The organism is Kineococcus aridisoli (assembly GCF_050871885.1).
Lineage (GTDB): Bacteria > Actinomycetota > Actinomycetes > Actinomycetales > Kineococcaceae > Kineococcus.
Window position 1 is genome coordinate 1 of sequence record NZ_JBJLSF010000048.1, and the last position, 26,807, is coordinate 26,807.

Consider the following 26,807-nt stretch of genomic DNA (forward strand, 5'->3'; position numbering starts at 1 on the left):
CACGACCGGCCCGGTGGGGCAGCTGCGCGCAGCTGCCCCACCGGGCCGGTCGTGCCGTCCTCGCGGACCTCAGCCCTGCGCGGAGGTGCTGGCCTCGTCGGTGCTGCTCGAGCCGGCGCCGACGTCGCTCCACAGCTGGGCGTACTGTTGAGCGGACTTCGGCATCTTCGTGCCGCCGGTCAGCTTCCAGTTGTTCTCGTCCTTGTCGATCTCGAAGATCGTCTCGGCGAGGACCTGACCGGGGCCGGAGCCGGCGTTGGAGGAGAAGAAGTCGTACATGCCCTCGAAGAAGCCGGGGCTGTCACCGTTCTTGCCCGAGCCGTTCCACTCCGGCAGCACCATCGGGATGCCCAGGCTCTTGGCGACCTGCTGGTGCGCGGCCAGCCCCTTGGGGCCACCACCGCCGTCGAGCTCGTCCAAGCCGGCGTCGAACTCCTCGCGCGTGGCGGCGTAGGGGTAGTGGTTGTAGTAGTCCACCCCGTAGACGTCCCAGACGCCCTTCTCCAGCAGGTCCGCGGAGTTGCCGTCGTAGCCGTTGGACTCCCGGTTCAGCGTCGCGGTCAGCAGCGCCTGCGGCATGATCTGCTTCTGCAGCTTGCGGTAGCGCTCGGCGGCCTGCTTGAACTGCTCGGTCTCCCCCGCGGTGACCGACCAGGCGAACCAGCTGCCGTTCATCTCCCAGCCCAGCGAGATGAACGGGATGCCGTCGCGCTCGCCCCAGCCCTTCTTGATGTTGGTGAGCTGCTGCTTCCACTTCTCGTCGTACTCGCCGGCGGCGGCCGCGGCCCAGGACCCGCCCTCCTCGAAGGGCGAGACGGAGATGATCAGGGACTTGTTCCACTTGTCCTCGGCGTACTCGCCGCCGGGCTGCAGCTGCGGCACGTTGATGCCGTTGTCGCCGCCGTTGGCCCAGGTGGTGGCGATCTCGGTAGGGGTGCCGCGCAGCTGGCCGATGGCGCCGGTGTCCCCGGAGGCCCCGGAGAGCCAGTCCCCCGCCTTGATGGCGGCTCGGGTCACGCCTGCAGCGGTGGAGGTGCTGCTCGACGGAGACGCCGCAGCCTCGCTGTCCTGGCCGTCCTCGCTGTCCTCGCTCCCCGCCTGGCCCGGCTCGCCGCAGTCCGACGCCCGCGCGGCGGCCTTGCGGCGGGTCTCCTCGCTGAAGGTGGGCGCGGCGGAGGGGCCGTCGCTGACCGCGTAGTCCTCCGCCTGCTGGTCCTGCACCTCGGAGCTGTCCTTCTCGCTCTGAGTGGTCACGCAGGTGTCGCTGTCCTGATCCGTACCGGAGCCCGCCTCCTCGTCCTGCGCGGAAGCAGTGGGTGATGCCGTCGCAGAGGAGGTGGCGGTCTCGTCCGCCTCCGGCTCCTGCGGGTCCGCACCGTCCTGCTCATCCGCCCGCTGGGTGCTGCTCGGTTCGGGAGCGCTCGTCGGGGCTGCGCTGGACGGCTCCTCCTGCGGCCGCTGCTCGTCGGCGTCCTGCTCGTCGGCGTCCTGCTCGTCGGCGTCCTGCTCGTCGGCGTTGCCGTCCGTGGAGGTTTCGTCCTCGTCGTCGTTGAAGCCGAGGAAGAAACCGATGACCGTGTTCCACGCCTTGGTCAGAGCGCCCTGGTCATCCGGGTCCGGCGCGAGCGGCGCCTGCTCGGGGAGCAGGAACAGCGTGCTCGCCTTCCCGGTCACCTTCACCTTGACGGTCGTGGTGTCCCCGGACTGCTTCTGCTCCAGCTCGGCGCCGGCGGAGGGCACCATCGTGCCGTCCACGAGCGTGGCCGCACCGGCGGCAACGGCTTCCCCGTCGATGGTGAGCGTCAGCGTGCGCGGCTTCGGGCTGGCGCCGTTGACCTGCTCGGGCTGCTGGAAAAGCGAGACCATCGTGCCGCCGCCAGGCACGCCGGCGGTGAACAGGCGCGTGGACTCATCGCTGCCCTGGACGCTGAAGGCGAGCCACTCCTGAGCGGGTCGAGGGCTGGCGGCCGCGGAGGCCGCCGCGTGCGCCGGGCCGGCCAGCAGCGTGGACGTCCCCGCGGCCAAGGCGATGGCCGTGGCCGCGGATCGGGTGCGGGTTCGGCGCCGGCTGCGCGAGAGCGCGCGCTGCGAGCCGTCGGCTGGCGCCGCTTCTGGGAAGTGCTGCATCAAGACCTCGCAAGTAGGGGGATCACCAGGGGGCAGGCGCCTCATCAGCCGGGCTGAGCTGAGGCCCGGAGGGAGGCCGGTGTGCCGTACGCGCGGGGGCGAGGACAGGCACGGCGGCTCCCGGTGCTGACGACTCCGGGTCCGTCGGTGCGGGCTTCGACGCCCGGAGACGGCGAAGCTGCGCCCGCAGGCCCCAGAGTGAGGCGGTCTCTGCAGGTCATGCAGTAGAGAAGATAGCCCCTGAGTACGCTGTGAGTGTAGTAGCCCACTCAGAGTGGTCCGCTGCTCCACTGAGGGCATGATCAGCACCGAGGTCGGTGGGTCCGGCGCTCACCTGCCACAATCGGTGCGACCACGAACGTTGTGCCGAGAAGATGAGAAGGGCGGGGTCTCGCGTGCCGATTCCGCGGAAATCGCAGCCCGAAGAAGGGTCCATCGCCCAGCGATTGGACCTGCTTTTCGAGTATGCGCACCCTGCGGACCGCGGGCCATACACCGTTGAGGAAGTCGCCGCAGCCTTGACCGAGCGCGGAGACAAGGTCGCCGCCAGCTACATCTACGCGCTGCGCAGCGGAGCGAAGGACAATCCGACCGTCAATCGCCTGCGGGCCTTGGCGGACTTCTTCGGCGTTCCGGTGACGTACTTCTTTGAGGAGCAGTCGCGCGAGGAGATCGCCGCAGCCCTGGAGATGGCTCGCGTCATGCGCAAGCACAACATCGTGATGCCGAGCTCGCGTGCTCTCGGGAGTGCTGACTCGCCTGACCAGGCGCGGGCGCAGGCCGAGCGCTGGGAACGCATCGCCTCCCTGCTGCAGAGTTCCGACCTCGGCGGCCGCAAAGGCGTTGCCGGACGCACGCGCCCGGTGAACGCGAACCTCGACGACGACGGCGAGGGCGAGTAGCCCTCCCCTGGCAGCGGCCCGCGCCCTAGACCGCGACCTGCTCCCCCGCAGCGACCAGGTCGATGCGCGAGCCGATGACCACCCGCCGCGCCTGCTCCAAGTGCAGCCATGCGGGCAGTTCCAGCGCGATGCCAGCCGGCGCCGCGAGCGTGTCGCCCCCCCGCGGCGCCTCCAGCGAGGTGCGGCTGGGAGTGCCGGCCTCTCGCAGCAGCAACCGCCGGGTCCGCTCGATCCGCACCGCCCAAGCGAGCAGAGGAGCGGACTCGCCTGAGCTTGGCGCCAAGTCGGCGGCGAGGCGGAAGGCGAGGGCCTGGGTGTCGGCCGTCTCCTGCTCGGCCAGTCGCAGAAGGCAGTCGTGGATGTCGGTGGTCACCTGCTGCAAGGCGTACCGGGGATGCGGGTGACGCTCCGGGTAGGCGTAGCCCGGGCACACGCGCAGCAGGTCGCGGCGCAGGGGCAGCAGGTGTCGGCGTTGCGCGATCGCCGCGAGCAGCGAGCGGGAGCAGAAGATGTTCCGGTGCATCTGAGCCTTCGCAGTCCTCACGCGCTTCGCAGCCGCAGGGCCGCGGCTCGGCTGGTGCGAGGAGACGTGCTGCGACGCAGCATGAGCATCTGCGCCATCGTCTCCGCGTCGCGTTCCATTTCTAGGTCCCACCGCCCACGCCCCACCCCGGCCGGCAGTTGGCTGCGCGCCTGAGCCGGTCGCTGGCCATCGCTTCTGGAGGCGGAGTGCAGTGCCTGCAGCCGTTCTCCGGCGGAGGCGTCGTCGAGGTGCCCGAGCAGGATGTGAGCACCCTCGTGGAAGAGCGTGTTGTCCAGCGGCGCATCGCGCAGGTCTGCGTCGTAGCTGACGACCAGCGCACCACCGATGCGCACCGCCTCGCCGACCCGGTCCTCGGTGCGCATCAGGTCGGGTGCTGGGAACACGTGGATGCCCTCCCCCATGGAGTCGGCGACCAGGGCTAGGAAGTCGACGCCGGTGACACCTACAGGGACCCGCAGGTCGGCGAGAAGGCGGTAACAGCGGGTCGTCCTCAAGGCTGCTCTCAGCACCGCCGTCACCTCCTCAACCTTTGACCCGGTGATGCATCGCTCTCTGAGTGTCGTTGCGTTCGCCCGGATAGACACATCATGCCCTCTGAGCACTGTGAGAGCAAAGGGTGTGGGTGACGTTGTGTCGTCTTCGATGATCCCGCCAACTTCTGCCACACCCGATGTGCCAGCATGTGCGGACACCATGCGGGCTTGAGGGGACGGCGCCCGGCGAGGAGAGGGGGCTCGATGCCGCGCAGGCTCAGGCAAGAGCCGGTCGAAGGCTCGATCGCTGCTCGCCTTGAGTACCTCTTCCGCGTGGTACATCCCCAAGGCCGAGGACCGCTCACCGCGCAAGAAGTGGCCGACAAGACCCTTGAGAACGGCCATCCCGTCACGGCCAGCTACATCACCCAACTGCGGCGGGGAAGCAAGAGCAACCCCACTGTCGATAGCCTGCGCGCGCTGGCGGAAGTGTTCAACGTCCCCGTCGGCTACTTCTTCGGTGAGGTCGGCGAAGATGCCGGTCGGTCCAGCGAGGTACGGCCAGGGCCTGCCTCCTCGCTGGACGAAGGCGCTAGGGAGGCGAGCGAGGACACGCTTGAGACCTTGACGCTGGCTGAGCGCATCAACCGCCTGTTCGACGTGCGCAGGGACGCGGAGGGCAACCAGTACAGCCTGCGCCAAGTGTGCGCTGCCGTTCAGGACATGGGCGTGACCTTGTCGGTGGGCTACCTCAGTGCCCTGCGTCGCGGTGAGAAGGACGACCCGACGATCAGCCAGCTGCGGGCCCTGGCCACGGTGTTCGGCGTCAACGCCAACTACTTCCTCGGCGATGAGGAGAGCGTGGACCGCATCGACGCCAAGCTGAGCCTCATGCAAGCCATCCAGAAGCACCCTGAGGTCACCTCTTGGGCCACACGCTCGTTGCAGATGTCCCCGCGCGAGATCCGCATGATCACCCGAATGATCGAAGCAGCGACCACTGACCCGGACGACGCCATGGAGAGTACCGAGGCGACTGGGCGCCCCGGCGCCGACCACAGCTCTTGACGTCCTGAGCACCCAGGCCCCGGTACCTGGACATGGCTGCCCCTCAGGAGAGGGACGACGAAGGTGGCATCATCCCTGCGTCAGCCAGTACCGAGGGTGATACGGAGTCGTCAGGTGCAGCAGTGGGCAAGGCTGTCGCGCTGGAGTGGTAGCTACCGCGTGCGATCCGCATGGCGGCAAGCACGCGACCTCCCCACCGCCGGGGACGTACATCGACTGCTCGACGCCGTCAGCGACCACATCGACTTCCCCGTGCAGCTGCGGCCCTTCAACGACCTTCGACGGTTCGAGGGGCGCATCCTCAACACCCACCTGTCCGGCTGCACGCTGTACTTCTCGGATCGGCTGTGCATCTACGCCGACGAGCAGACCACGCCGGCTCACCACCGCCACATCGTGCTGCACGAGGTGGCTCACATCCTGCTGCAGCACATCGGCCCCAAGGCCGCGGCGGTTCCTCGGAGCAGAATGGAAGCGGTCTTCGACGGCGATGAGGACATCAGCGCCGAGCTGACGTGGCTTCCGCGCGATGGCTACCAGAGCAGAGAGGAACGAGAGGCGGAGACGTTGGCCACCCGACTGGCCTGCGGCCACGACCTCCTCGCCCCCAGCCCGTTGCTGACCACGGCGGCTCACACCCGGGCGACCGAGCTGCTGCGACCGGCCAGGAGGAGCGCCTGAGCACCGTCCCGATCATCGCTCTGCTGTGGATCAGCACCCTGTGGCGCTGGCGGCGAGCTGGCTACTCCCTGCGCAGCGGCAATCACCTGACCACAGCTCTGCTGGGCACTTCCGTCGGGTTCACGGTGGACTCGCCGTCCGTCGGCGGCGCCATCGACGAGCTGCTGAGCGTCCCGCACGTCCACGAGTTGATCAAGCACTCGACAGCCCTGCTCGTCCTGCGACAAGCGATGATCGGCGCGATGCAGGTGACGCCAAGCGACGCGGTGCGACTGCGGCGAACCTATCGCCGTGGCCTCGTCATCGCGATCGGCCTGCTCGCCGCCTGCTTCGTCGCCGCTCCCCGACGAGACGGGCTGTCCTCCATGGCGGAGGCGGTGCTCCAAGAGCCGATGATCATGGCTTACTGGTTCGTGTTCATCGCCGCGATGGGAGCGGGCTGCCTGGAGGTCGCGCGCTCATCGTTCACCTTCTGCCGTCGGGAGGCCGGCCCGAGCGTTGAGCGGACGAGCTTCTACCTCGTAGGCGCGGGTGCGTCCTTGGCCTTGATCTACGTCCTTCACAAGGCAGCCCTGCTGGTACTCCTGCACGCTCAGGCGGCGCCGGCTTGGTTGGAGTCCTCCTCGTCCAACACCACGAAACTGATCTTGACCGTGAGCTTGTCGATGATCGTCGTCGGAGTCTTGTCGCCCTACTACCGTTCCATGCAGCGCACACACCGCATCCGGATGCGTCAGCAGCACCGCGCGCTGCGCCCCCTGTGGGAGGTGGTGCGTGAGGCGGCGCCCGAGTCGGTGCTGGCCCGCCCACCGCGCGGGGTCGAGGCGCGGCTGTACCGGCGCTCCGTGGAGATCCGCGACGGGATCCGGGCGCTCTTGCCGTACGTGCCCTGCGTAGAGGACGCGGTGGTGCAGGCCGGAGCAGCGCCTGAGCAGCAGTCCGCTCTTCGAGCTGCCCTGCAGCTGGAGGCGGCGCGCCGGCGCCAGCTCGAGGGATCGCCGGCGGCCGGTAGCGTGCCGCTCGAGCGAGCGCACGCGAACGAGGTCGACGACCTGCTCGCCATCGCCGCGGCCTACCCCACCGCGGTCCACCTTCTCGACATGAGGCAGCTCCAGCAGCGATGAGCAACCACCTGGCGATGTCCCCCGCCCTTCCGAGCTCCCCGAAGCGCAAGGCGGCGCGCGTCCTCACGGAAGTCCTCGCACCGGCGCAGCTGGCTCTCTTGACGCTCGTGTACGTCAGCTGGCGTGCCTCCGAGTCCATCGCGGCCGGCCTGGGCTGGGGACTGCTGGCCGCGCTGTTCGTGGTGCTCGTGCCCTACGGGGTGGTGCTGCTGGGTGTCCGTGCCCAGCGCTGGACCGACCACCACCTGCGGGTGCGGCAGCAGCGCTTCGTCCCGCTGTGCCTCGGGGTCGTCTCCGCCGGCCTAGGCCTGTACCTGCTGCATCGCCTCGCTGCGCCCAGCGACCTCATCGCCCTGGTCATCGCCAGCATCGCCGGCCTGCTGATCTGCCTGGCTGTCACGGTGGTGTGGAAGATGTCCGTCCACGCAGGTGTCATCGCCGGTGCTGCGGTCATCGTGGCTCTCACCGCCGGTGCAGCGACCTTGGCCATCACCGTGCCGCTGATCCTCGCCGCGGCCTGGTCCCGTGTAGTGCTGAAGGACCACACCAAGGCCCAAGTGATCACTGGCGCCATCGTCGGTGCGCTGGTCGCAGGTCTCGTCTTCACCGCTGCGCGCTGAGGACGCCTGTCACCCATCTGCCTGTGCAGCACCACGGGTAGTACTGTGCTCGCCATGCGAACGCCATCGCACTGTCAGCGCTCTCTTGTGGGGGGCGCGGCTTGTTGTGCGGAGACGGCGGTCGTCGCGACACGCCGCGCGGCATGTCGCTACTTGGAGTCAAACTCCGGTTGGATAGCGGCCATGGCACGAGTCCGAGGTGCAGCAGCCCGACCGCACAAGGCGGCGGCCGCGCAGTTCCCGACGACGCGAGTGGACCCTGAGGCCCTCGCCAAGTTCCGGCGTGCCCGCGAGGCCCGCAACTGCTCCTTCTCCCTGCTGACGGAGGAGCTGCTGGCCCGCGCCATCTACGACGAGCACGGGCAGCTGATCGGCCTGCACCCCGCAGAGCCCCCGGCTGACCCGACGCAGGAGGAGCTCGACTTGAAGAGCGCCTAAACGACGGAGAGCCCCCCGCTTGGCGGCGGGGGGCTCTCCATAAGTCGCGCGGCCCGGTCTCCACGTTCCCCAACGCAACCGGCCCGCTGTCCACAGGTCCCGCATCGCGGGCCCTGCCTTTGCTGTGCCCCTGGCTAGGAGGCTCGGTCATCAGCGTACGTCAACCCTCCCCTGTTCGACCACCCGCACGCGCTCGTGTCGCCGTGGCCGACCCCGCCGCTGACCTGCGCGGGGAGCTGTGCCGGCAGATCGACGAGCTGCTGTTCACGCAGCGTTCCTGGTTCTGCATCGACGCCGACAACCGCGCCGTCACCGGCGCCCGGCCGCCCCTGCTGCAGCAGTGCCTGGACCTGATCGGGCGCGGTGAGGTCGCCAGCGTCGTCGGCACGCTGCGCCCCGAGGTCGTCGGCATCGACGTCGACGCCGCTCACGGCGCGGACGTCATCGTCGAGACCCTGCGCGACTGGTGCACCGCCTCTCAGCGGCGGCTCTGGCACCTGGTGCGCTCCTCCGGCGGTGCGCCGGGCCGCGCCCACGTCTTCATCGTCCCCGGCCGCCACCGCGAGGAGCTCACCGAGCTGGTCGCCGGGCTGCGCCGCGAGCTGGGCCCACGCGGCAAGCCGCTGGGCGCCCGCGACATCGACGTGCGCACCCAGCTTCGCCCGTTGAGCGCACCCCACCGCCGCAAGCCCACGCCGGCCCTGGACGTCGAGGTCCTGACCGCCGCGCTGGAGGACCTGCGCGCGGTCCTGCAGCCACTCCCCCACCGCATCGCCGCCCGGCGCGCGGCCCAGCCCTCCACACCGCGCGCCCGCAGCGGACCGGACGGGCCGCTGGTGCCGCTGGCGCGCATGCAGCGGCCGCTGGCGACCGGTTGGGCCGCCTACCTGCGTTCCGGGCGCACCGCGGCCGCCGCCGCTGGTCTGGACCGCGACCCCAGCACCCGCTCCGAGCTGGAGCTGCGGGCCACCCGCGAGCTGGTCCTGGCCGGCTACGGCGAGGAGCAGGCATGGCGGGCCATCACCAGCGCGCACCCCACCGCCTTCACCAAGGCCCGCGCCAACGGGCGGCGCTGGTGGTGGAACGTGTGGAACACGGCGGTACGCGCCGCCGACGACTGGCTCAACGCCCGCCGCGGCCAGCTCGCGCAGCAGCCCGCCGCCGGCACCCGCGCCGTCTCCGGCGATCAGCCGGGCCAGCGTGGTGCCTCGGGCGAGGTGCGGCACGCCTTGGAGCGGGCCCACGCCGCGATGCTGCAGCGCTGGCTGTCCTGGCCCGAGCGTGTGCGGCACAGCGCCCGCGAGGTCTACAGCGTGGTCCTGGGCCGCCTGGCCCGTGTCGGCGCTACGGCCACGCCCATCCCGTTGCGCGACCTGGTGCTCGACTGTGCGGTCAGCTCCCTGACCACCGTGCGCCAGGTGCGCGACTTCCTCGTCGCCGAGGGGCTGCTGGAGGTGCGCTCCACCTACGTCACCGGGACGACGGACACCGCCGACACCTGGGGCTTGCCCAGCGCCCTCACCACCCCTGCCACGGGCGACGACGCCACTGACAGCGCCACCGGCAGCGCCGCTGAGGGCAGGGGGTACCCGGAGGATGCGGGCGGGAGCCTGTCGCGTACTGACACATCTAGGGTTTCACCCCCCCAGCCGACGCTCCCCCTCCGCCGCTCCCTGAAGCTGCCCCGCACCCACCTGCTCACCACCCTGCGCAGCGCCCGCACCCCGCTGCCTCCCGAAGTCCTCGCTCACCAGGCTGGACTGCTGCCCGCTGCTGCGAGCACCCCCGTGGACACCACCCCCGACCTGAGCCAGCGCCAGCGCAGGACCGTGCGCCAGTACCTGCAGGACCTCGCCGAGCTGGGCTTCGCCACCGTCGACGAGCACGGCCGCTGGAGCGCCACATCGCCCGAGCAGCACCAGGACGAGCCCGACACCGTGGTGCTGGCCCGCACTGAAGTGCTCCAGGCCGGGCATGAACGCCACCAGGCCGTGCGGGCCGGGGTCGAGGCCGAGCGAGCCGACTTCCGCGCCCGCATGGATCCCGCACGACGCCGGCAGCGGTGGCTCGCCGAGCGGGAGCACGTCCTGTGCCGCCAGGCCCAGCGCGACGTGGCCCGGCAGAAGGCCTGGTGGGCGGCGTTGCCCCCCGAGCAGCGCGAGCAGCGCCGTTGTCAGGCGGAGGCCGCCTTCACCGCGCTCTCCCCTGCTGAGCAGGCCCGCCGCAAGCACGCCATCGCCCAGCGCCGCACGCGCGCCGGCGGCCACGAGCGGGAGCGCTACCTCGCCTGGTGGAACGGCATGAGCGAGCAGCAGCGCAACACCTGCCGCTCCCAGCGCATCCTGCTCTGGCGCAGCCACGACCCGCAGACCCAGCACCAGCTCGTCACCGCATGGAGCGAGCACCGCGCCCGGTGGGGACTGCCACACCGCCCACGCGGCAGCAACGCACTTGCCGCTCCGGACGCCGCCCCGCTATTCGGCAGGAATCTAGTGCTAAACCCAACTACGGCAGGGGAGCAACTTCCCGCTGCTGCGACTGCAATACCGCTCACTTGCTAATGTTATGACAGAGGCATATCACCATGTTGATCTTCAGCTAGCCCTATATCGCCCGGCGACTCCTTGCTTACTGAGCCGTCAGTGCTTGCTGTAGTGACATGGTCTGATTGTTGCTCTGTCGGCATCCACTTCACTGGCACACCAGCGGAGGTGAACCACTCAACGCTCATTCCCACCTCGGGGTGTATCAGTGCTCTCTTCAATCGCGCTCCATCCGCTAACGTAAGGTTGCCGTCAATGTGCGCGTCCTGTTCTAGTTGAAGGTCGCGGCTAATGTGCGCGCCTTGCTTTAGTGTGAGGTTGCCGTCAATGTGCGCGCCTCGTCCTAGCTGGAGGTGGCCGTCAATGTGCGCGCCTCGTCCTAGCTGGAGGTGGCCGCCAATGTGCGCGCCTTCCCCTAGCGTTAAGTCGCGGCCGATGTGCGCATCCTGACCTAGAATAAGGTTACCGATGTGCGCATCTGAACCTAGGATAACGTGTCCGCCGACGTATGTATCTTGGCCCAGCAGAAGCTCTACGTTGATGGACCCACCAGAGCCCAACACAAGATCACCGCCGATGTACGCACTTTGATCCAGCGACATAATGTTGTTGATGCGCGCACCGTATCTAAGCAGGAGGTCACCATCGATGTGCGCGCCCTGTTCTAACCCCAGGTCAACGTCGATGTAGCTGTTGGACAGCTCAAGGCTGGCGACGCGTCGACCCGAAAAGTCGAGGTCGTCGAGCATGGCGCCACTGAGGTCGATGCGCAAAGACGGCGGCGTGGAACTTGTGGCTGCTGGCAGGAGCGCCGTGAGAAGCAGCGCAGCCGTACGGCGGACTTCTCCTTCAGCATCCCGGTCGTCGCGTTCCCTCTGATTTGCTGGCCACCAGGCGCGAGCTGGTGGCTCCGCGAGCACGTCGTCTTGCTCAGCAGCGGGCTTCCAGTCGTGGGCGGGATGGTGAAAGGGCTGCCGTAGATAAGCGCAGAAGACGTCCACGATCGTCGGTAGCCGTTCTACGTCACGTTGAGCAAGGCGTTGCAAGGAGTAGAGCCCTCCGAGGCGTACGGAGGCCGAGACGTGGCCGAGCTGCTCGATGGCAGTAGTGAAGCGCTCGTCGTCGGTGCGCGCTCGCTCCCGGTCCGCTATGTCTCTGTCGCGATCTTCGGTAATCTTGTTGGCTCGGCGGACTTCGTTGATCGTGTCGCGGGTCAATCGGGCGTTGTGGCTGCTGACGATGACGCCGATGGCGGCCGCCGCGCCGGCGAGAAGAGCGCCCGCGAGGACGCCGAATGGTGCTCGGGCAGAGCTACGGGCCGCATCTAGCGCTTGGTCGTCGATGCCGTCCGCCCCGGCTGGCCCCATGCAAGAGGCGCTCGGTTCGGCGGTGGTGCAGGGGTAGTCCTCTCGGTTCACGAGCCAGTACGGCACCCCTACCGTCAGCATGACCGCCACTGTGAGCCCAACTAGAAGGATGCTGAAAATCGCTGCCCACTCTCGGCCGCTCAAACCTCCAGCGACATGCGTCTGGTCCCAATTCCCCTGGTTCGGCTTGGGCAGCTGTGGCTCCATATCGGTGATTCTGTCCTCTCCCCCACTGGAGTGCATTGCGCTTCGGCGACAGCGAGCACCGAGGGTGAGCGATCCGCCGCACCGCTCAAACTCCATGCGACCTAAGCAGTGGCCGGGTGGCCCCGATCCGTTCCGTGACCACATGGTGAGTGATTCTAAGGAATCACTCACCACGTTGCATAACTGCATGGATTTCGGCGGGCATGCCCTGTCGCATCTGCCGCTTTCCCAGCTGTGACTAGCCGGCCGCTCCCCCGATGTGGGCGACCGCACAGCCCCGGCCTACTGCGTCGACCCGGAGCACACCGCCGCCATCGCCTTCCGCGAACGACGGCGCCTAAACGCCGCCGGCGCAGGCACTCCCCCGAGCTAGGACAACCGCCCGGTCAACTCCGCCGCCACCCGCGCCGCAGCCCTCTGCGGGCAGGTCGCCGAGGTCGGCGAGCACCTCGTCACCCAGCTGAGCGCCCTGCTCGACGAGCTGTGGGTCCTCGCCGACCCCGAGGCCGCGGCCGCGCAGATCGAGGCGGTCACCAGCGAGACCGCCGGCCAGGTCGCCGCCGCCTCCGCCCGCGCCGCCCGCGCCGAGCAGGCCACCCGGGCAGCCCTGGCCGACCGGGAGCAGGCCGACGCCGCCGCCGAGGACGCCCTGGCCCGCTACGAGGTGGACTCCGCGCAGTGGCAGCAGACCATGCAGGCCACCCAGGACGAGCTGCGGGAGGCCAAGAGCGCCCTTCAGGAGCAGGAGCAGGCCCACCGCGCGGTGCTGGAGCAGGCCGCAGCGCAGGCACAGGCGCACCTCGACGACCTCACCCGCCAGCACGAGCAGGCCCTGGCCGCGGCCGCCGACGAGTGCGAGCAGCTGGTGCAGGCCCACCGGCGTCAGCTCGAGCAGGCGGCGCAGGAGCACCAACGAGACCTGGAGCAGGCACGGGCCGCCGCCGCGCAGCGCATCGAGACCGCCGAGCGGAGCTGGCAGGAGGCCGACGACGCCCGCCGCAGCGCCGAGGAAGGCCAGCGAGCGGCGCAGGCCCAGACGGAGCAGGCCAGGGAGCGTGAGCAGCAGGCGCAGGAGCAGGCCGCGCGGCTGCGCACCGACCTCGCGGTCACCGCCGCCGAACGCGACGCGGCGCGCCAAGACGTCCAGCGTGAGCGTGAGGCTGCCGAGCAGCGGGTGCGAGACGTGCGCGGGGTGCTGGACGCCGAGGTCGAGCGGCTGCGCGCCAAGGTCGAGCGGCTGCGCGCCCAGCCGACGAGCCGGCGGAGCGCAGGCACCAGCACCAGCACCAGCACTAGCAAGGAGCGGCAGTCCTCGGGGGCGCAGGAGGAGTGATTCCGCGGAATCACCCGGACCGGCGAGGCCCCATGCTCCTCTCCCCTGCCTGGTGGTGATTCCGCGGAATCACCGCCAGCCGCGCCAGCACCAGCCAGCAGCACTGGGTGGCGGTGAGCGCACCAGGTCGAGGTCGCCGAAAAGCAGTGGACCACCCCACCGGTCCTTGGATGCACTGCCAGCGTGCACCAGGACCTCGCGGCGCAGTTGCTGCTCATCGGAGGCCGCTCGGGCGCTGGGAAGACGACAGTGGCCTACGAGGTCTCCGCCCAGCTGCAGGTCCTGGGCATCGGGCACTGCCACATCGAAGGCGACAACCTCGATGCCGCCTACCCCAAGGCGCCCGACGACCCGCACGGCACGCGACTGACCGAGGCCAATCTGGCGGCCCTGTGGCGCAACTACCGCGCGATCGGCCACCGCCGCCTGCTGTACATCAACACCGCCAGCGTCCTGGAACCGCAGATGCTCGTGCGTGCAGTGCGCGCCGCCGGCAGCGACGACGTCGAAGTCGTAGCGGTCGAGCTGATCGCATCGGATGAGACGGTGGCCGCGCGCCTGGCTGTGCGCGAAAGCGGCAGCGAGCTGACCGCGCACCTGCAGCGCAGCCGGAGGATGGCCCGCCTGCTGGCCGAGCGGGCGCCAGCGGAGACCGTGCGGGTGGTCACCGACGGCTGCGCGGTGACGGCGGTCGCAGCCGATGTCATCCACGCCAGTGGATGGGCGGTGGGGGTCGTTCCCTGACGCGAGCAGGCGCCAGGGCCGCCGCCGTCGCATGGGGGCGCTTCCGATTCGCGGGCGCAGCCGGCCAGGTCTCGTTGATTCCGCGGAATCACGGGGGAGCAGTGGTGCGCCTGCCGCGGACGCCCGCGCGCAGCCGTGAGGTTCTGGCGGGACCGGCGGGGGAGTGGTGGTCCCAGGTGTGGTGATCGGAGGCGTGGTGATTCCGTGGAATCACCACGCCGCTGCGCACGGCCTCGGCGTGGCGTCGCTGCCACAACGCTCCGACTCCGTAATGTCGGCATTACCTACATTGACGAGCCGACAGGGAGGCCAGCGATGGCGCCACCGAAGAACCGCGGCATCGGTGGGGGAGCGGCGGTCCGCAAGATCGCCCGGCCGACCACCGCAGCCACCTCCACCGTCTCGACTGCGACCACCGCGCAGCAGCCGTCGGCCACCACGCCGCTGCCCGCACCGCGCGAAGGCGCCGGCGGCAGCATCGTGGCGGCCCTCCAGCGCCAGGGCTCCCGAGCGGGCGCTGAGGTCCTCGCCCTGGACCCGCGCCAGATCGCCGAGCACCCGGACAACCCCCGCGAGGCGCTGAGCGACCTCGACGGCCTGGTGTCCTCCATGCGCGAGCTGGGCGTGCTGCAGCCACTGATCGTCGTGCCCCGCGAGGAGCACCTGGCCGCCCACCCGCACCACGCCGAGCACGTAGGGGAAAAGCCCTGGGTCGTCCTGGCCGGCCACCGCCGCCGCGCCGCCGCGCTCGAGGCGGGCCTGCCCACCGTGCCCGCGCTGACCCGCGCCGACCTCGCCGACAAGCGCAGCGCCACCCGCATCTTCCTGGCAGAGAACGTCCACCGGCAGCAGCTAGCACCGCTGGAGGAAGCCCGCGCTTTCTCCGTGCTGGTCGACCTGGGACTCAGCCAGCGAGCCATCGCCACCGAGAACGGCGTCAGCCAGGCACACGTCAGCAAGCGGCTACGGCTGTTGAAGCTGCCGGCGCACCTGCAGGACGCGCTACGCAGCGGCGAGCTGGCCATCGGTGACGCCCTCATGCTGGCCGATGCCCCGGCGCAAGACCGCGACGCCGCCTTCTTGCTGGCGCTGCAGCGCAACTGGCCCATGAGCACCGCCGTCGGGCACGTTGCTCAGCAGCGCGAGAGTGCCACCCACCCGCGGGAGGATCCGGCAGCGGCGACCGCCGAGGAGGCACAGCAGGGGCAGCAGCTCGACGAGGACGAACAGCGGGGGAGTGGTGGGGCACCTGCTGCCCGCACCGCGCCACGGCAGGCCGCCGCTCAAACGGCGCCCGTGCGCCAGGCCGGCGACGACAGCTCGCACGGTCCGCAGGGCGCCGACCAGGTCAACAGCTCGGTCAGCAGCCCCGTCGACAGCGAGGACGCCGCGCGTCAGCGCGCCGCGGCCTGCGCCCGCCTGACCCGCACCGCCCCCTCGACGGCCCGACAGTTGGCGGACCTCAGCGCGGCGGTGGTGCAGGGGATGGCGCCCGCCGCCGACGTCCTGGGCTGCGCCCACGAGTGGGTCGGGGATCTCCTCGGCGCGCCGGGAACCGACGCGCGGTCGTGGCAGGCCAGCGTGCCCGCCAGCGAGCACCCCCGCCTGGCGTGGACGCTGGCCATCGCCTCCCTGCACCTGCACGCGGGCGAGAGCGGCCGCGCGTGGGATGCCGCCGACGTCCACCTCGCCGAGCAGCTCTCCCGCGTCGGCTGGGTGCCCACCCCCGCCGAAGCCGCCCGCCTCGAGCAGACGGGCTTGTGGACCGCGCCGCAGATCACCGCCGAGCAGGAGACCCTGGAAGGAACGAACGCATGATCCTCACCCTCGCCAACCAGGCCGGCTCCGCCGGCAAGACCACCTCCGCGGTCAGCCTGGCCGCGCTGCTGGCCGAAGCCGGGCACAGCGTCCTGCTCGTCGACTCCGACGCCCAGGCCAACGCCAGCACCTGGCTGGGCGTGGACGAGCCCGAGCTCACCACCGGCGACGTGCTGCTCAAGCGCGCGGCGGCCGCCGACGCCATCGTGGACACCGAGGTCGAGAACCTGCGGCTGCTGCCGGCCAACGACCGCCTGGACGGCGACGTCGTCGAGCTGGCCCGGGCGCTGGGCGCTGAGCAGCGCCTGCGCCTGGCGCTGGAGTCCCTGCCCACCCCGGCGGACGTGACGATCATTGACTGCCCCGGCGCGCTGAGCGTGCTGACCGTCAACGCACTCGTCGCCTCCGACGCCGTGGTCACCGTGGCCCAACCCACCATTAAGGAGCTGGCCGGCCTGCCCAAGATGGAGTCGACCATCGAGGAGGTGCGTGCGGCGTACGTGCCCAAGCTGCGCCTGGGCGCGGTCATCCCGTGCATCGTGCCGCCGGCCACCTCCGGCGCCGCGTACACCGAGGCGCTGCAGCTGCTGCGCGATACCTACGGCGAGCTGGTCACCCCGCCGGTGCGCCGCTCGGTGCGCATTCCTGAGGCCTACGCCCACCAGCGCCCGCTGCCGCTGCACGCCCCCCGCGACGCGGTCACCGAGGACTACCGGGCCGTCGTGGCGCACCTGCACGCCGCCGGGCTGCTGCCGTGAGCGCCACCCCCGACGCCCCCGGCGTACCGGACGAAGCTGGCGCACCAGACCGGCGGGAGCGGTTCTCCACTCAGGTACGCCGCAGCGTGCAGGACCGGGCCCGCGCCAGCGTGCGCGGGATGCGGCTGGCCACCGGCCGCGACTACAGCCTCGCCCAGCTCGTCGAGGACGCCCTGGAGCGGCACTGCGCCGAGCTGGAGGGCCACTACAACGACGGTCATCCGTGGCCCCTGGAGCCCCGACGGCCACTCCCACCAGGCAGGCAGTGATCCCACGGAACCACTGACGTCGCCGAAAATTAGGGCGGTCGCCCGATGACTACGCTCACGCCACAGTGAGCGGCGCCGGCGCGACGACCAGGGCTAGGCTGCATCCCGTGATCGGCAGCACCGGTTGAAGCTAGCGCGCATGCGCGCAGCCACAGGGCCTTAGTAGGTCGGCCTGGTGAATCGCCTTGAGGAGCTCATGTCGGGACTGTACGCAAATACCGGAAGGCGCCGCCACATCGGCCGTGAGGGTGACAGCGTCGTGGATGACAGCTAGATGGTCGACTTGGGACCGAGGTGCAAGCGTGGAGATTGAGCTGGCGGACGCGGTCGCGGCAATCCGCGACGAACTGCTGACGGCTGCTGGACGCGCAGCCGGTCAGGAGATCGCCTTCGCGGTAGGACCGATCGAGATGGAGTTCGGCGTGGAGCTGCGCGCGGACGCCAAGGTTAAGGCCGGGTTCAAGGCGTGGGTACTGGCTTCGATCGAGGGAGAGGCTGGAGTCGGGCGGACGGGCACGCACCGGGTGACGGTCACATTGACTCCGAAGCGAGCCGATGGGGGCGATCTGCTGATCTCCGGCGCAGCGGGTGAGAAGCTGACCCCGCCGGTGGCCGGCGAGCACGTCGGCCGCTGACACTGGCCGACGTCGACCGGGAAGAAGGAGAGCGGCGTGGAGCCCGGCCGGGTGGTAGTGGTGCAGAGCACCGGCGGGTCCCTCGGGCTCGGATCGGGCTACGTCGTCGGACCAAGGCTGGTCCTGACCTCAGCGCACGCCGTCCCCGAACCAGGCGCGGCGGTGCAGGTGCTGGTCGCGGCGGACCCGGTGGCCTACGACGGTGTGGTGCTGTGGCGAGGTGAACCCGGTGGGCGGGCTGATGCAGCCCTGGTCGAGGTTCGCGATGCCGCTTGGGTGCCGCGGCCGGGCCGGGTGCGGTGGGGGCGAGTGGTCACCAACCAGCCCGGAATCGCTACGCAGGCTTGGGGATTTCCGGCGCTGGCCCAGCGCGCGAGCCGGCCCGCGGAGACGTTGCACCCCTCCGGCACGCTCAACCCGGGTAACCGGTATGTGGGCGACCGGTACGTGATGGCCCTGTCCGGGTACCCGCCGACGCCCACTGCCGATGGCTCCTCCCCGTGGGCGGGACTGTCGGGCGCGGCCTTGTTCTGCGGCGACCTGCTCACCGGGGTGGTGACCGCGGACCCGACCGGCACCCAACACGCCCAGATCGAGGCGACCCCGGTGTACCTGCTGCACCGCGATGCAGGCTTCCGTGCTGCCCGCGCCGACCAGGGCATCAGCGAGCCGGTGCTGGAGCCGGTGGAGCTGCAGCACCTGATCGAGCCCGAGACAGACCTGGTGCGGGCACCGGCCTCACTGCTGCGGGCCCGACACCAGGTGGTGCCCTTCCGCGGTCGTGAGCGGCTGTTGCAGGACCTGACAGCCTGGGCGCAGGGCTCAGGGGTCGCGGGCTGCCTGGTGCACGGCCCTGGTGGGCAGGGCAAGACCCGGCTGGCCCAAGAACTGGCCCGCAGGCTGACCGCTGAGCGGTGGGCCTTCTTGTGGCTGCGCGCGGACACCACTGCAGACGACATGGCAGTGCTGGCGGACGTGGCGGTCCCGCTGCTGATGATCGTGGACTACGCCGAGGCCCGGCCCGGGCAGGTCACCGCCGCACTGCGCGCGGCGGCCGGTCATGCCGGCAGATCGCCGTGGCGGATGCTGCTGTTGGCTCGCACTGCCGGTGACTGGTGGGAGGACTTGCGCGCCAGTGATGCCCACGCCAGTGAGCTCCTCGAAGGCGCACCGGTCGTCCGGCTGGAACCGCTGGAACCCGAGCCCAGCGGCCAAGTCGAGGCTTACCGACAGGCGGTGCGCGGCTTCGCCGATGCTCTGCCTGCACTGCCGGGCCAACAGCAGCACGACTGGGCAGCCGTCGCTGACCGCCTGATCGGCCAGTCGAACGTTCAGGCCGATGCGCCGTCTGGTGAGCCATCAACCGCATCCGAGTCCGGCTGGGGAGTTTCCGCCTCAGCGTTGACGTTGCACATGAGCGCACTGGCCGATCTGCTTGATGCCGTGAGTCCGCCCGACAGCGTCGTCGGGACGGGCGGCGCAGCCTTCGGTGACGAGGACGGAGGTGGGTTCGCCCCAGCTATAGCGAACCGGGTCGAGGACCGGTTGCTGCACCACGAGCGGCGCTACTGGACGTCCAGCGCCAACACCTACAAGTTGGCGTTGGGCAAGCAGACGCTCGAGGATGCGCTGACCGCCGCGTTCTTGCTCGGCGCTAGCGACACCGAGGACGCCGATGCTCTCCTACACCGTGTTCCAGGGTTGAGTGATCAGCCTCGGGATCGCCGAGACAGCGTAAGGCAGTGGATCACCCACCTGTACCCCCCGTCCGTCCCCGGCCGTCCGTGGGACAGCCTGCAACCGGACCGCCTCGCGGAACGATTCATCGGCACCCGCTTGGCGACCCACCTCGACCGGGGGTCAATCTCCCTGCTCGATGACCTGGTCGATGGATCGGGTCTTATGCAGGCAGGCCAACTGCTCACCGTGTACGCCCGCGCCGCGCACCACCCTGCCGCAGACAGTCGCCTTAGTGCGGCGCTGACCAATCTGTGTATCCGCCACCCCGACGTCCTTGCCGTCCCGGCTGTCCAGGTCGCCACCCAGACAGAGGGTCCCGACCCTTTGGTTGCGGCACTGCGCCAACTGGCAGGCAACCCCAGCGTTTCCTGCGAGCTTCTTGAGGCGCTGACCGATGCGCTGCCGTCAAACAGCCGTAATCTACTAGACGCCGCCGCCGAGCTCACCCAACGCCTCACTACGACCTACCGAGGTTGGGCCAGCTCTGACCCGGATACGTTCTTGCCCGACCTGGCGGGGTCGCTGAACAACCTCTCGAACAGGTTGGCAAATCTTGGCCGGCGAGAGGAGGCACTGGAGGCCATCACCGAGGCGGTGGCCGTTCACCGCCAGCTGGCCGCGGTACGCCCGGATACGTTCTTGCCCGACCTGGCCGGGTCGCTGAACAACCTCTCGGTCCGGCTGAGTGATCTCGGCCAGCGAGAGGAGGCACTGGAGGCCATCATCGAAGCCAGCGACACCTACCGGCAGCTGGCCGCTGCGCGCCCGGATACGTTCTTGCCCGACCTGGCCATGTCGCTGAACAACCTCTCGAACAACCTGGGCGATCTCGGCCAGCGAGAGGAGGCACTGGAGGCCATCATCGAAGCCAGCGACACCTACCGGCAGCTGGCCGCTGCGCGCCCGGACGCGTTCTTGCCCGACCTGGCCATATCGCTGAACAACCTCTCGAACAGGTTGGGCGATCTCGGTCGGCGAGAGGAGGCACTGGAGGCCATCACCGAGGCGGTGGCCGTTCGCCGGCAGCTGGCCGCTGCGCGCCCGGACGCGTTCTTGCCCGACCTGGCCGGGTCGCTGAACAACCTCTCGAACAGGCTGGGCGATCTCGGCCGGCGAGAGGAGGCACTGAAGGCCATCACCGAGGCGGTGGCCGTTCGCCGGCAGCTGGCCGCTGCGCGCCCGGACGCGTTCTTGCCCTACCTGGCCGGGTCGCTGAACAACCTCTCGAACAGGCTGAGCGAGTTCGGCCGGCGAGAGGAGGCACTGGAGGCCATCACCGAGGCGGTGGCCGTTCGCCGGCAGCTGGCCGCTGCGCGCCCGGACGCGTTCTTGCCCTACCTGGCCGGGTCGCTGAACAACCTCTCGAGCAGGCTGGGCGAGTTCGGCCGGCGAGAGGAGGCACTGGAGGCCATCACCGAGGCGGTGGCCATTCGTCGGCAGCTGGCCGCTGCGCGCCCGGACGCGTTCTTGCCCAACCTGGCCGGGTCGCTGAACAACCTCTCGAACAACCTGGGCAATCTCGGCCGGCGAGAGGAGGCACTGGAGGCCATCACCGAGGCGGTGGCCATTCGTCGGCAGCTGGCCGCTGCGCGCCCGGACGCGTTCTTGCCCGACCTGGCCGGGTCGCTGAACAACCTCTCGAACCGGCTGAGCGAGTTCGGCCGGCGAGAGGAGGCACTGGAGGCCATCACCGAGGCGGTGGCCATTCGTCGGCAGCTGGCCGCTGCGCGCCCGGAAGCGTTCTTGCCCGACCTGGCCATGTCGCTGAACAACCTCTCGAACAACCTGGGCGAGTTCGGCCGGCACGAGGAGGCACTGGAGGCCATCATCGAAGCCAGCGACACCTACCGGCAGTTGGCCGCTGCGCGCCCGGAAGCGTTCTTGCCCAACCTGGCCATGTCGCTGAACAACCTCTCGCACAGGCTGAGCGAGTTCGGCCGGCACGAGGAGGCACTGGAGGCCATCACCGAGGCGGTGGCCGTTCGCCGGCAGCTGGCCGCTGCGCGCCCGGAAGCGTTCTTGCCCGACCTGGCCGGGTCGCTGAACAACCTCTCGAACCGGCTGAGCGAGTTCGGCCGGCGAGAGGAGGCACTGGAGGCCATCACCGAGGCGGTGGCCATTCGTCGGCAGCTGGCCGCTGCGCGCCCGGAAGCGTTCTTGCCCGACCTGGCCATGTCGCTGAACAACCTCTCGGTCCGGCTGAGTGATCTCGGCCGGCACGAGGAGGCACTGGAGGCCATCATCGAAGCCAGCGACACCTACCGGCAGCTGGCCGCTGCGCGCCCGGAAGCGTTCTTGCCCTACCTAGTCGGGTCGCTGAACAACCTCTCGAACAGGCTGGGCGATCTCGGCCAGCAGGCGGAGGCGCTGAAGGTCATCACTGAAAGTGTTAACTTATTGGGCGATCTAGCCGACCGGTGGCCGAGCGTTTACGAGGAGCGCTACGCAGAAGCACTGAACACATTCGGCAAGATTCGACAAACTGGCAGCAATTGAGCGACATCACGGATAGATGGCTCATTGCGCTGCGGCGTGATCGTACGCTTGTTCGATGACTGTCGACCCGCACATTGTCTACGGGGGCAGCGCGCCGTGGGAGGACCGGGGGCCCGACGTCACCGTGCCCAAGGAGCGCATCGAGGTGCGCATCACTGCGCGCTTCAAGGACGGCTACGCCGGTGACGTGCTCGGCTGGGCATCGGCGTGGACGCCCCGGGCGGTGGACTGCTTCTTCCCGCACCCGGACCCTGCGGTGCGGTCTCAGGGGCGGATGTACCGCGTGTGGGTGCCCGTTGCTGACGTCAGCCGCGACCTGGGCCAGCTCGCGCGGCAACCTGCGAGCAGTGATGACTCGAAACCGACGACCGCGGAGGACGACGAGGACGGCGAGGAGGCGTGGGGCGCCCCCTGACCGACCTGGGGACGGCACGAGCTCCCACCGCTGCGCTGCTCGTCCCGCCCACAGGTGGACAGCGGGACCCACCGGCCCGGCTGCACACCGCCAGCAGCTCACCACTGCTCATCGACTCACCAGCACCTCCGCTGGCCGTGCACAGCCTCACATCGGCATGAGCACGGGCGACAAGCACACGGCGACACCGCAGGACATGGCCGCGCCGAGCCGCTCACCCGGGCGCGCAGTAGCCCCTCGACGGGTCCGATCAGCCGGCTGTGACGTCGGCTGCCGGGCCGAATCGCCACGGGCCGACACGCGTGAAGCCGCCCCGTTCCAGAGCGTGATCCAGCTCCTCGTACGACCACAACAGGCGCAGCGGCGCGGCGCCGACCTCCATGAGTTCCAGAGCCTCCGCGGTGTCCATCCCGTCGTCCACGGGCAGGCGGGTGAACTCCCGCCCGCTACTTGTGGTCAGCACGAGGACGTCGTCGTGCAGCGTGGCGACCAGGTCAGAAGCAGGCACACGTCCAGGTTTCCCGGCGCCACCGGGCGCCGTCGCGCGACACCCCGAGGAGGCGGGGGAGGGCCGGGTGCCGGGAGCACTCCGCCTACCGCACCGACCCCTGCGGGCGCCTGGTGGGCACCGCCCGCTGGCTGGCGGTGGGCACCGTCGGCTCCGCGCAGATGGCCGAACGCGAGTGCGCCCGTGTGCGGACTCGGTGTCGCGGTCGCCGCGGTTGCTCGCCAGGGGTGAGTCGTCAGCGGGTAGTTGTCAGGGGCAGGTGCTGCAGTGGCCCACCGACAACCGCCACAGCCCATCGCGCGGATCGCGGTAGAAGGTCCACCACTCGCTCTGTCCGCATCCCGGGCAGGGCGGCGGGTCGAAGATGCCGGTTTGGTCGGCGGTGAAGGTCAGCTGCGCCAGGCCGGCTTCCTGCGCGTCGCGGGTCCTCACGGCGCACCGGTGCACTGGGCGCCGCTCGCGGCGGGGACGGTGGCGGGGGTGGTCAGTTGCCACCCGTCGTGCGGGCCGCCGCTGCCGTGCTGCAACCAGCCGTGCTGACGCAGCCACGCGGTGCGTTTCTGCCACACGCGCGCACCCACACCGGCTTCCCCGGCCAGCAGCGCGGCGGTGTGGTCGGCGGGGATGCGGTCCTCGTAGTCGGCGGCCGCAGCCAGCACCCAGATCACCGCGGTCAACGACGTCCTGGACGGGCGCTGCAGCACCGCCGCCGGCACATCAGCCACCGCCCGCAGGACCGTGCGCGCCCAGCGCACCGCGGAGGGAACCATGTCCCGCGGATCGCCGGGCAACAGCCGCACCCGATGCTCGCTCAACATCGCCTTCGAGGAAACACGGGTCAACGCACGGTGCGCATGCGCCGCTCGACGATCACGGATGCAGGCGCTGTGACCGGCGGGGTGGTGACCACAGGAGGAACGGGCGTGAACGGCGGCACGTAGGGCGGCGTCACGGGAGCGGGCGTGCTGCCGCAGGCGGCGAAGTTGGCCACCCAGTAGGTCCGGTAGGACTCCGCACCGATCAGCGCGTCGTAGCCCTTGACGTAGGCGATGCCGATGCCGATCTCCGTGGCGGCGGCCTTGGTGAGGATGGCGTAGTGGCTGGGAGAGCCCACCCACGCGCGCACGGCTTGGTTGCCGTCCCCCACATTGTTCGGATCGCTGCCGCCGGCCATCGTGAGAATCTCGCCGCTGCTCTGGCAGCCGCTGACGGTTTGCACCTCGGCGTGGAAGTTGGGGTTGTGGTTGGTGGTGCCGTTGGCCCCCAGAGTGTCGGCCCAGCCCTGGGACACGGCATCGATCTTGGTGTTGTGCGCTACCGGAGCCAGGCCGAGGCTGGCCCGCTTAGCGTTAATGCCGTCGAGGATCTGCTGCTTCTGGGTGGCGATGGGGGTGGCCGGGGTCAGCACGGTCGCCGCCTGCGCGCTGGCGCCGGGCTGCGCGACCTCGACGACACCGGCGCCGGCGAGGGTGGCCGCGGCCAGCGCGAAGGCGGCCGCGATGCGAGGGGCGCGGCGGGGGTGGTGCTGAGAGCGGGCCATGAGGGCAGCGTCGGCAGGCGCGACGGGTGCGTTGAGGCGCTGCTGGGCCGTCCGGGTGGCTCCGGCGCCGCGGATCACCCGGGCAGCGCACCGTCACCGATCCGCTGCCCCGGTCCCGCTGCCTACGCTGAGCTGGTGCAGCAGCCCGGCGACGGAGACTACGAGGCGGCGCTGGCAGCGGTGCCCGAAGCGGCCTGGCGAGAGGTCGAGGCCTCGCTTGCGGTGCTGCCGGCCTCGATCGCCGGCAACGCCTGGGGCGGTGGGCAGGAGTCCCGCCCGGGCGTGGTGCAGATGCCGTTCATGGTCTACAGCGACGGCGTTGAGTTGCTGCTGGATCAGCTGGGCCGTGCGGGGGTGCTGCTGCCCTTCAACTGGGCGCACTGGCACGGGCGCGACACCTACGCCGAGGTGGAGGCGTTGCGGCGGGCGCCGGTGGCTGACGCGGTCCGCTTCGTGGTGGCCGTCATCCGCAGCGACCGCTTCGTCGAGGGTGCGTTGGATGCGCAGCTGCGCCGCGGCAGCATCGGTGCGGCGCTGGAGAACATGAGCGCCTGGCGCCGGGAGCACGCCGCGGGCGCTGGCTGAACTCCGCCACTGCTTCGGGATTGGAGCGGCCGTGGTGTCGATCTGCCGCGGTCGCCACCGGGTGTGTTCATCGCAGGCAGCTCAGTACAGCTTCCGCACACCTTCCAGCAGCTGCCACAGCAGCGCGGGAATCTCGTAGCCCTCCGGCTGCCCGTCGATGGGGGAGTGGCCGATCGGCACCACGGTCACCCCGGCCATCGCCAGACCTTGCTGCATGTCGGCTGGCAGCAGGTCATCCTCGCGCAGCCGCAGCGCGCGGTTGCGGGTGGTCTGGTCCGCGTCGGCCCACCAGGAGCGCACCGCATCGGCCTGCGTCATGCCGCCAGTTTCCCGGTCGAGCAGCTGGACGCTCAACTCGACCGCTGCTGCGCGGTCAGGCGATGGGGGTGTAGGCGCTGACGCTGCCCTCGCTGTCCACGGCGATGCCCACCCGGTCGTTGACGAGCACGGGCGCGGCGCCAGGGGAGACCTCACGGTCCGCGCCGGTCTTCGCGTCCAGCACCACGGGACCGTTGGCGGTGGTGCCGTACACCGCGCCGTGCCAGGCGGTGCTCAGCGCCGGCGCCACCCGGGGGGAGCCGTCCTGCGGCAGGTTCCACAGCCGGGTGCCGGCGGAGCCGTCGTAGGCGATGACGGCCGAGGCGGCGGCGCCTGCGTTCGTGCCGCACACCCCGGTGCCGGCGCCGTCGTCGTGGCAGGCCAGCGTGATGCCGGTGCGCCCGGTGGGGATGGTGTCGGTGACCGTGCCGGTGCCGGCGTTGAGCACCTGGAAGACGTTGTCGCCGGAGGCGTAGTCGTTGACGTTGACCCCGGCCAGGGTGGGGCTGACGGTCGAGGCGCTGACCAGGCTGGTGCCGGCGGGGGCCTGCCAGCGCAGCGTCCCGTCGGCGGCGTTCAGCGCGCTCAGCAGGCCGTTGTCGCGGCTGTTGGCCTGGTTGCCCAGGACGACGTCGCCGATGCGGGTGGCCTGCAACAGCCCCTCGTGCTGCCAGCGCTGCTGACCACCCTCGGGCATCAGGCCCCAGGTGATCGCCTGCTTCCAACCGCCGTCGACCGTGACGACCACCTCGCCGTCGGGGGTCGCGGCCTCACCGGCGGGGCTGCTGGTGCTCGAGGCGGCCAGGACCTTCACCACTGGTGCGGACCCAGAGTCCTCCTGCGCCCACTGCGGCAGCTCCAGCGTGACCTGCCACGCCTGCTCGCCGGTGGCAGTGTCCAGCGCGAGCACCTCGACGACCCGGTGCTCCGGGGTGGTCCCGGACGCCGGCTGCGTCACGACGAAGGCGGCCACGGCCAGGGAGGTGGTGTCCGAGCGCACCAGCGCCGGCGCGCTCAGCGGGCTGGGGTTGCCGGAGGTGGGCACCACGGGGGCGGTGGGGGAGTGCAGGTCGCCGGCCTCGCCGCTGACCAGGTCGACGACCTGCAAGCCGGCCTCGGTGGTCAGGTAGCCGGTGAGGTCCTGCACGCTCAAGGCCAGGTCGTCCACCAGCTGCCCGCCGAGGGAGACCTTCCCGGCCGCCGCCTGCTCGGGCAGGGCGACACCGGCGGGGTCGAAGCGCACCGGCGGGTCGAAGGAGGCCCGCTGGGCGGTGGGCTCGCCGGTGGGGGAGGGGGCGCCGGAGGGCTGCCCGCTGGAGGAGGAGGAGCAGCCGGCCGCGGCCAGGGTGAGAGCTGCTGCTGCGGTCAACGCCATCGACCGGCGCAGCGACCGGCGCGGTGTCCTGACGTGCACGTGGTGCATCCTGCTGCCTCTCCGACGTCCCTCGGCGGCACCACACCGGCGCTGGGCGGGCCGTGCCTGCCCCGTGGAGCGGTGCCTCGATCAGGCCCCAGTGTGGCAGTCGGTGCCGACGTGGTGACTCACGCGTCGGC

The 26,807-nt window shown here is 70.4% G+C and carries 26 protein-coding genes and 1 pseudogene; 17 read left to right on the forward strand and 10 right to left on the reverse strand.

Annotated elements, in window-relative coordinates; translation table 11 throughout:
• Positions 1 to 69: 69 nt before the first annotated feature.
• The gene (locus ACRYM2_RS13910; protein ID WP_432522987.1) at positions 70 to 2,025 is read right to left on the reverse strand and encodes a hypothetical protein; all 1,956 of its coding nucleotides are present in this window, start codon (positions 2,023 to 2,025) and stop codon (positions 70 to 72) included.
• 497 nt (positions 2,026 to 2,522) lie between these two features.
• Between ACRYM2_RS13910 and ACRYM2_RS13915 the strand changes: the two genes are divergently transcribed.
• Complete coding sequence (locus ACRYM2_RS13915; RefSeq protein ID WP_432522988.1) at positions 2,523 to 3,029, forward strand: helix-turn-helix domain-containing protein; 507 nt, start codon at positions 2,523 to 2,525, stop codon at positions 3,027 to 3,029.
• 25 nt (positions 3,030 to 3,054) lie between these two features.
• Here ACRYM2_RS13915 and ACRYM2_RS13920 read toward each other — a convergent pair whose 3' ends face one another.
• Both ACRYM2_RS13920 and ACRYM2_RS13925 read right to left on the reverse strand, forming a co-directional pair.
• The gene (locus tag ACRYM2_RS13920) at positions 3,055 to 3,552 is read right to left on the reverse strand and encodes a hypothetical protein (protein WP_432522989.1); all 498 of its coding nucleotides are present in this window, start codon (positions 3,550 to 3,552) and stop codon (positions 3,055 to 3,057) included.
• Positions 3,553 to 3,569: 17 nt separating this feature from the next.
• A complete protein-coding gene (locus ACRYM2_RS13925; RefSeq protein ID WP_432522990.1) occupies positions 3,570 to 4,091 on the reverse strand; it encodes a hypothetical protein in 522 nt (173 codons plus the stop codon).
• A 219-nt stretch (positions 4,092 to 4,310) separates the two neighbouring features.
• Between ACRYM2_RS13925 and ACRYM2_RS13930 the strand changes: the two genes are divergently transcribed.
• The 6 genes from ACRYM2_RS13930 (at position 4,311) to ACRYM2_RS13955 (ending at position 10,538) form a co-directional block, all read left to right on the forward strand.
• The gene (locus tag ACRYM2_RS13930; protein WP_432522991.1) at positions 4,311 to 5,114 is read left to right on the forward strand and encodes a helix-turn-helix domain-containing protein; all 804 of its coding nucleotides are present in this window, start codon (positions 4,311 to 4,313) and stop codon (positions 5,112 to 5,114) included.
• Between the two features lie 114 nt (positions 5,115 to 5,228).
• On the forward strand, positions 5,229 to 5,795 hold the full coding sequence (locus ACRYM2_RS13935; RefSeq protein WP_432522992.1) for a hypothetical protein: 567 nt from the start codon (positions 5,229 to 5,231) through the stop codon (positions 5,793 to 5,795).
• A gap of 23 nt (positions 5,796 to 5,818) precedes the next feature.
• A complete protein-coding gene (locus tag ACRYM2_RS13940; RefSeq protein WP_432523019.1) occupies positions 5,819 to 6,919 on the forward strand; it encodes an MAB_1171c family putative transporter in 1,101 nt (366 codons plus the stop codon).
• Positions 6,916 to 7,539 carry a phosphatase PAP2 family protein gene (locus ACRYM2_RS13945; RefSeq protein WP_432522993.1) on the forward strand — a complete coding sequence of 208 codons (624 nt, stop codon included), beginning with the start codon at positions 6,916 to 6,918 and terminating at the stop codon, positions 7,537 to 7,539. Before ACRYM2_RS13940 ends, ACRYM2_RS13945 begins: the two co-directional genes overlap by 4 nt.
• Before the next feature lie 252 nt (positions 7,540 to 7,791).
• Entirely contained in the window at positions 7,792 to 7,977 is a 186-nt protein-coding gene (locus ACRYM2_RS13950) for a hypothetical protein (protein ID WP_432522994.1), read from the forward strand.
• A 203-nt stretch (positions 7,978 to 8,180) separates the two neighbouring features.
• Complete coding sequence (locus ACRYM2_RS13955; RefSeq protein ID WP_432522996.1) at positions 8,181 to 10,538, forward strand: hypothetical protein; 2,358 nt, start codon at positions 8,181 to 8,183, stop codon at positions 10,536 to 10,538.
• 2 nt (positions 10,539 to 10,540) lie between these two features.
• On the opposite strand, the gene ACRYM2_RS13960 is transcribed toward ACRYM2_RS13955, so the two are convergent.
• Positions 10,541 to 12,094, reverse strand: coding sequence for an LbetaH domain-containing protein (locus ACRYM2_RS13960; protein ID WP_432522997.1), 1,554 nt, complete (start codon positions 12,092 to 12,094; stop codon positions 10,541 to 10,543).
• A gap of 664 nt (positions 12,095 to 12,758) precedes the next feature.
• Between ACRYM2_RS13960 and ACRYM2_RS13965 the strand changes: the two genes are divergently transcribed.
• The 8 genes from ACRYM2_RS13965 to ACRYM2_RS14000 all read left to right on the forward strand — a co-directional run bounded on the left by ACRYM2_RS13965 (position 12,759) and on the right by ACRYM2_RS14000 (position 22,302).
• Complete coding sequence (locus ACRYM2_RS13965) at positions 12,759 to 13,427, forward strand: coiled-coil domain-containing protein (protein WP_432522998.1); 669 nt, start codon at positions 12,759 to 12,761, stop codon at positions 13,425 to 13,427.
• Between the two features lie 183 nt (positions 13,428 to 13,610).
• Positions 13,611 to 14,171: an AAA family ATPase gene (locus ACRYM2_RS13970; RefSeq protein WP_432522999.1), complete on the forward strand. Its 561-nt coding sequence runs from the start codon at positions 13,611 to 13,613 to the stop codon at positions 14,169 to 14,171.
• A 315-nt stretch (positions 14,172 to 14,486) separates the two neighbouring features.
• Positions 14,487 to 15,989, forward strand: a complete 1,503-nt coding sequence (locus ACRYM2_RS13975; protein ID WP_432523000.1) for a ParB/RepB/Spo0J family partition protein — start codon at positions 14,487 to 14,489, stop codon at positions 15,987 to 15,989.
• Positions 15,986 to 16,747, forward strand: coding sequence for a ParA family protein (locus tag ACRYM2_RS13980; protein WP_432523001.1), 762 nt, complete (start codon positions 15,986 to 15,988; stop codon positions 16,745 to 16,747). The genes ACRYM2_RS13975 and ACRYM2_RS13980 overlap by 4 nt, the downstream gene beginning before the upstream one ends.
• Positions 16,748 to 16,833: 86 nt before the next feature.
• Positions 16,834 to 17,016, forward strand: coding sequence for a ParB family protein (locus ACRYM2_RS13985; RefSeq protein WP_432523002.1), 183 nt, complete (start codon positions 16,834 to 16,836; stop codon positions 17,014 to 17,016).
• 302 nt (positions 17,017 to 17,318) lie between these two features.
• On the forward strand, positions 17,319 to 17,651 hold the full coding sequence (locus ACRYM2_RS13990) for a trypco2 family protein (protein WP_432523004.1): 333 nt from the start codon (positions 17,319 to 17,321) through the stop codon (positions 17,649 to 17,651).
• Between the two features lie 36 nt (positions 17,652 to 17,687).
• The gene (locus ACRYM2_RS13995) at positions 17,688 to 21,887 is read left to right on the forward strand and encodes a tetratricopeptide repeat protein (protein ID WP_432523005.1); all 4,200 of its coding nucleotides are present in this window, start codon (positions 17,688 to 17,690) and stop codon (positions 21,885 to 21,887) included.
• A gap of 55 nt (positions 21,888 to 21,942) precedes the next feature.
• On the forward strand, positions 21,943 to 22,302 hold the full coding sequence (locus ACRYM2_RS14000) for a hypothetical protein (protein WP_432523006.1): 360 nt from the start codon (positions 21,943 to 21,945) through the stop codon (positions 22,300 to 22,302).
• Between the two features lie 250 nt (positions 22,303 to 22,552).
• Here the strand turns inward: ACRYM2_RS14000 and ACRYM2_RS14005 are convergent, their stop codons facing one another.
• Positions 22,553 to 22,810 carry a hypothetical protein gene (locus tag ACRYM2_RS14005; protein ID WP_432523020.1) on the reverse strand — a complete coding sequence of 86 codons (258 nt, stop codon included), beginning with the start codon at positions 22,808 to 22,810 and terminating at the stop codon, positions 22,553 to 22,555.
• On the opposite strand from ACRYM2_RS14005, the pseudogene ACRYM2_RS14010 reads away from it, so the two are divergent.
• Positions 22,753 to 22,995: pseudogene (locus ACRYM2_RS14010) on the forward strand (oxygenase MpaB family protein); the annotation flags it as partial. The gene ACRYM2_RS14005 and the pseudogene ACRYM2_RS14010 overlap by 58 nt on opposite strands.
• 64 nt (positions 22,996 to 23,059) lie before the next feature.
• On the opposite strand, the gene ACRYM2_RS14015 reads toward ACRYM2_RS14010, so the two are convergent.
• From ACRYM2_RS14015 to ACRYM2_RS14025, 3 genes are read right to left on the reverse strand one after another with little or no spacing between them, the layout of a single operon-like run.
• A complete protein-coding gene (locus tag ACRYM2_RS14015; RefSeq protein ID WP_432523021.1) occupies positions 23,060 to 23,242 on the reverse strand; it encodes a hypothetical protein in 183 nt (60 codons plus the stop codon).
• Positions 23,239 to 23,652: a hypothetical protein gene (locus ACRYM2_RS14020; RefSeq protein ID WP_432523007.1), complete on the reverse strand. Its 414-nt coding sequence runs from the start codon at positions 23,650 to 23,652 to the stop codon at positions 23,239 to 23,241. The genes ACRYM2_RS14015 and ACRYM2_RS14020 overlap by 4 nt, the downstream gene beginning before the upstream one ends.
• Positions 23,649 to 24,428, reverse strand: coding sequence for a CAP domain-containing protein (locus ACRYM2_RS14025; RefSeq protein ID WP_432523008.1), 780 nt, complete (start codon positions 24,426 to 24,428; stop codon positions 23,649 to 23,651). Before ACRYM2_RS14025 ends, ACRYM2_RS14020 begins: the two co-directional genes overlap by 4 nt.
• A 57-nt stretch (positions 24,429 to 24,485) precedes the next feature.
• On the opposite strand from ACRYM2_RS14025, the gene ACRYM2_RS14030 reads away from it, so the two are divergent.
• Entirely contained in the window at positions 24,486 to 24,935 is a 450-nt protein-coding gene (locus ACRYM2_RS14030) for a DUF6508 domain-containing protein (RefSeq protein WP_432523009.1), read from the forward strand.
• Positions 24,936 to 25,016: 81 nt separating this feature from the next.
• Here the strand turns inward: ACRYM2_RS14030 and ACRYM2_RS14035 are convergent, their stop codons facing one another.
• Complete coding sequence (locus ACRYM2_RS14035) at positions 25,017 to 25,289, reverse strand: hypothetical protein (protein WP_432523010.1); 273 nt, start codon at positions 25,287 to 25,289, stop codon at positions 25,017 to 25,019.
• Between the two features lie 19 nt (positions 25,290 to 25,308).
• Positions 25,309 to 26,667, reverse strand: a complete 1,359-nt coding sequence (locus ACRYM2_RS14040; RefSeq protein ID WP_432523011.1) for an outer membrane protein assembly factor BamB family protein — start codon at positions 26,665 to 26,667, stop codon at positions 25,309 to 25,311.
• Positions 26,668 to 26,807: the final 140 nt, after the last annotated feature.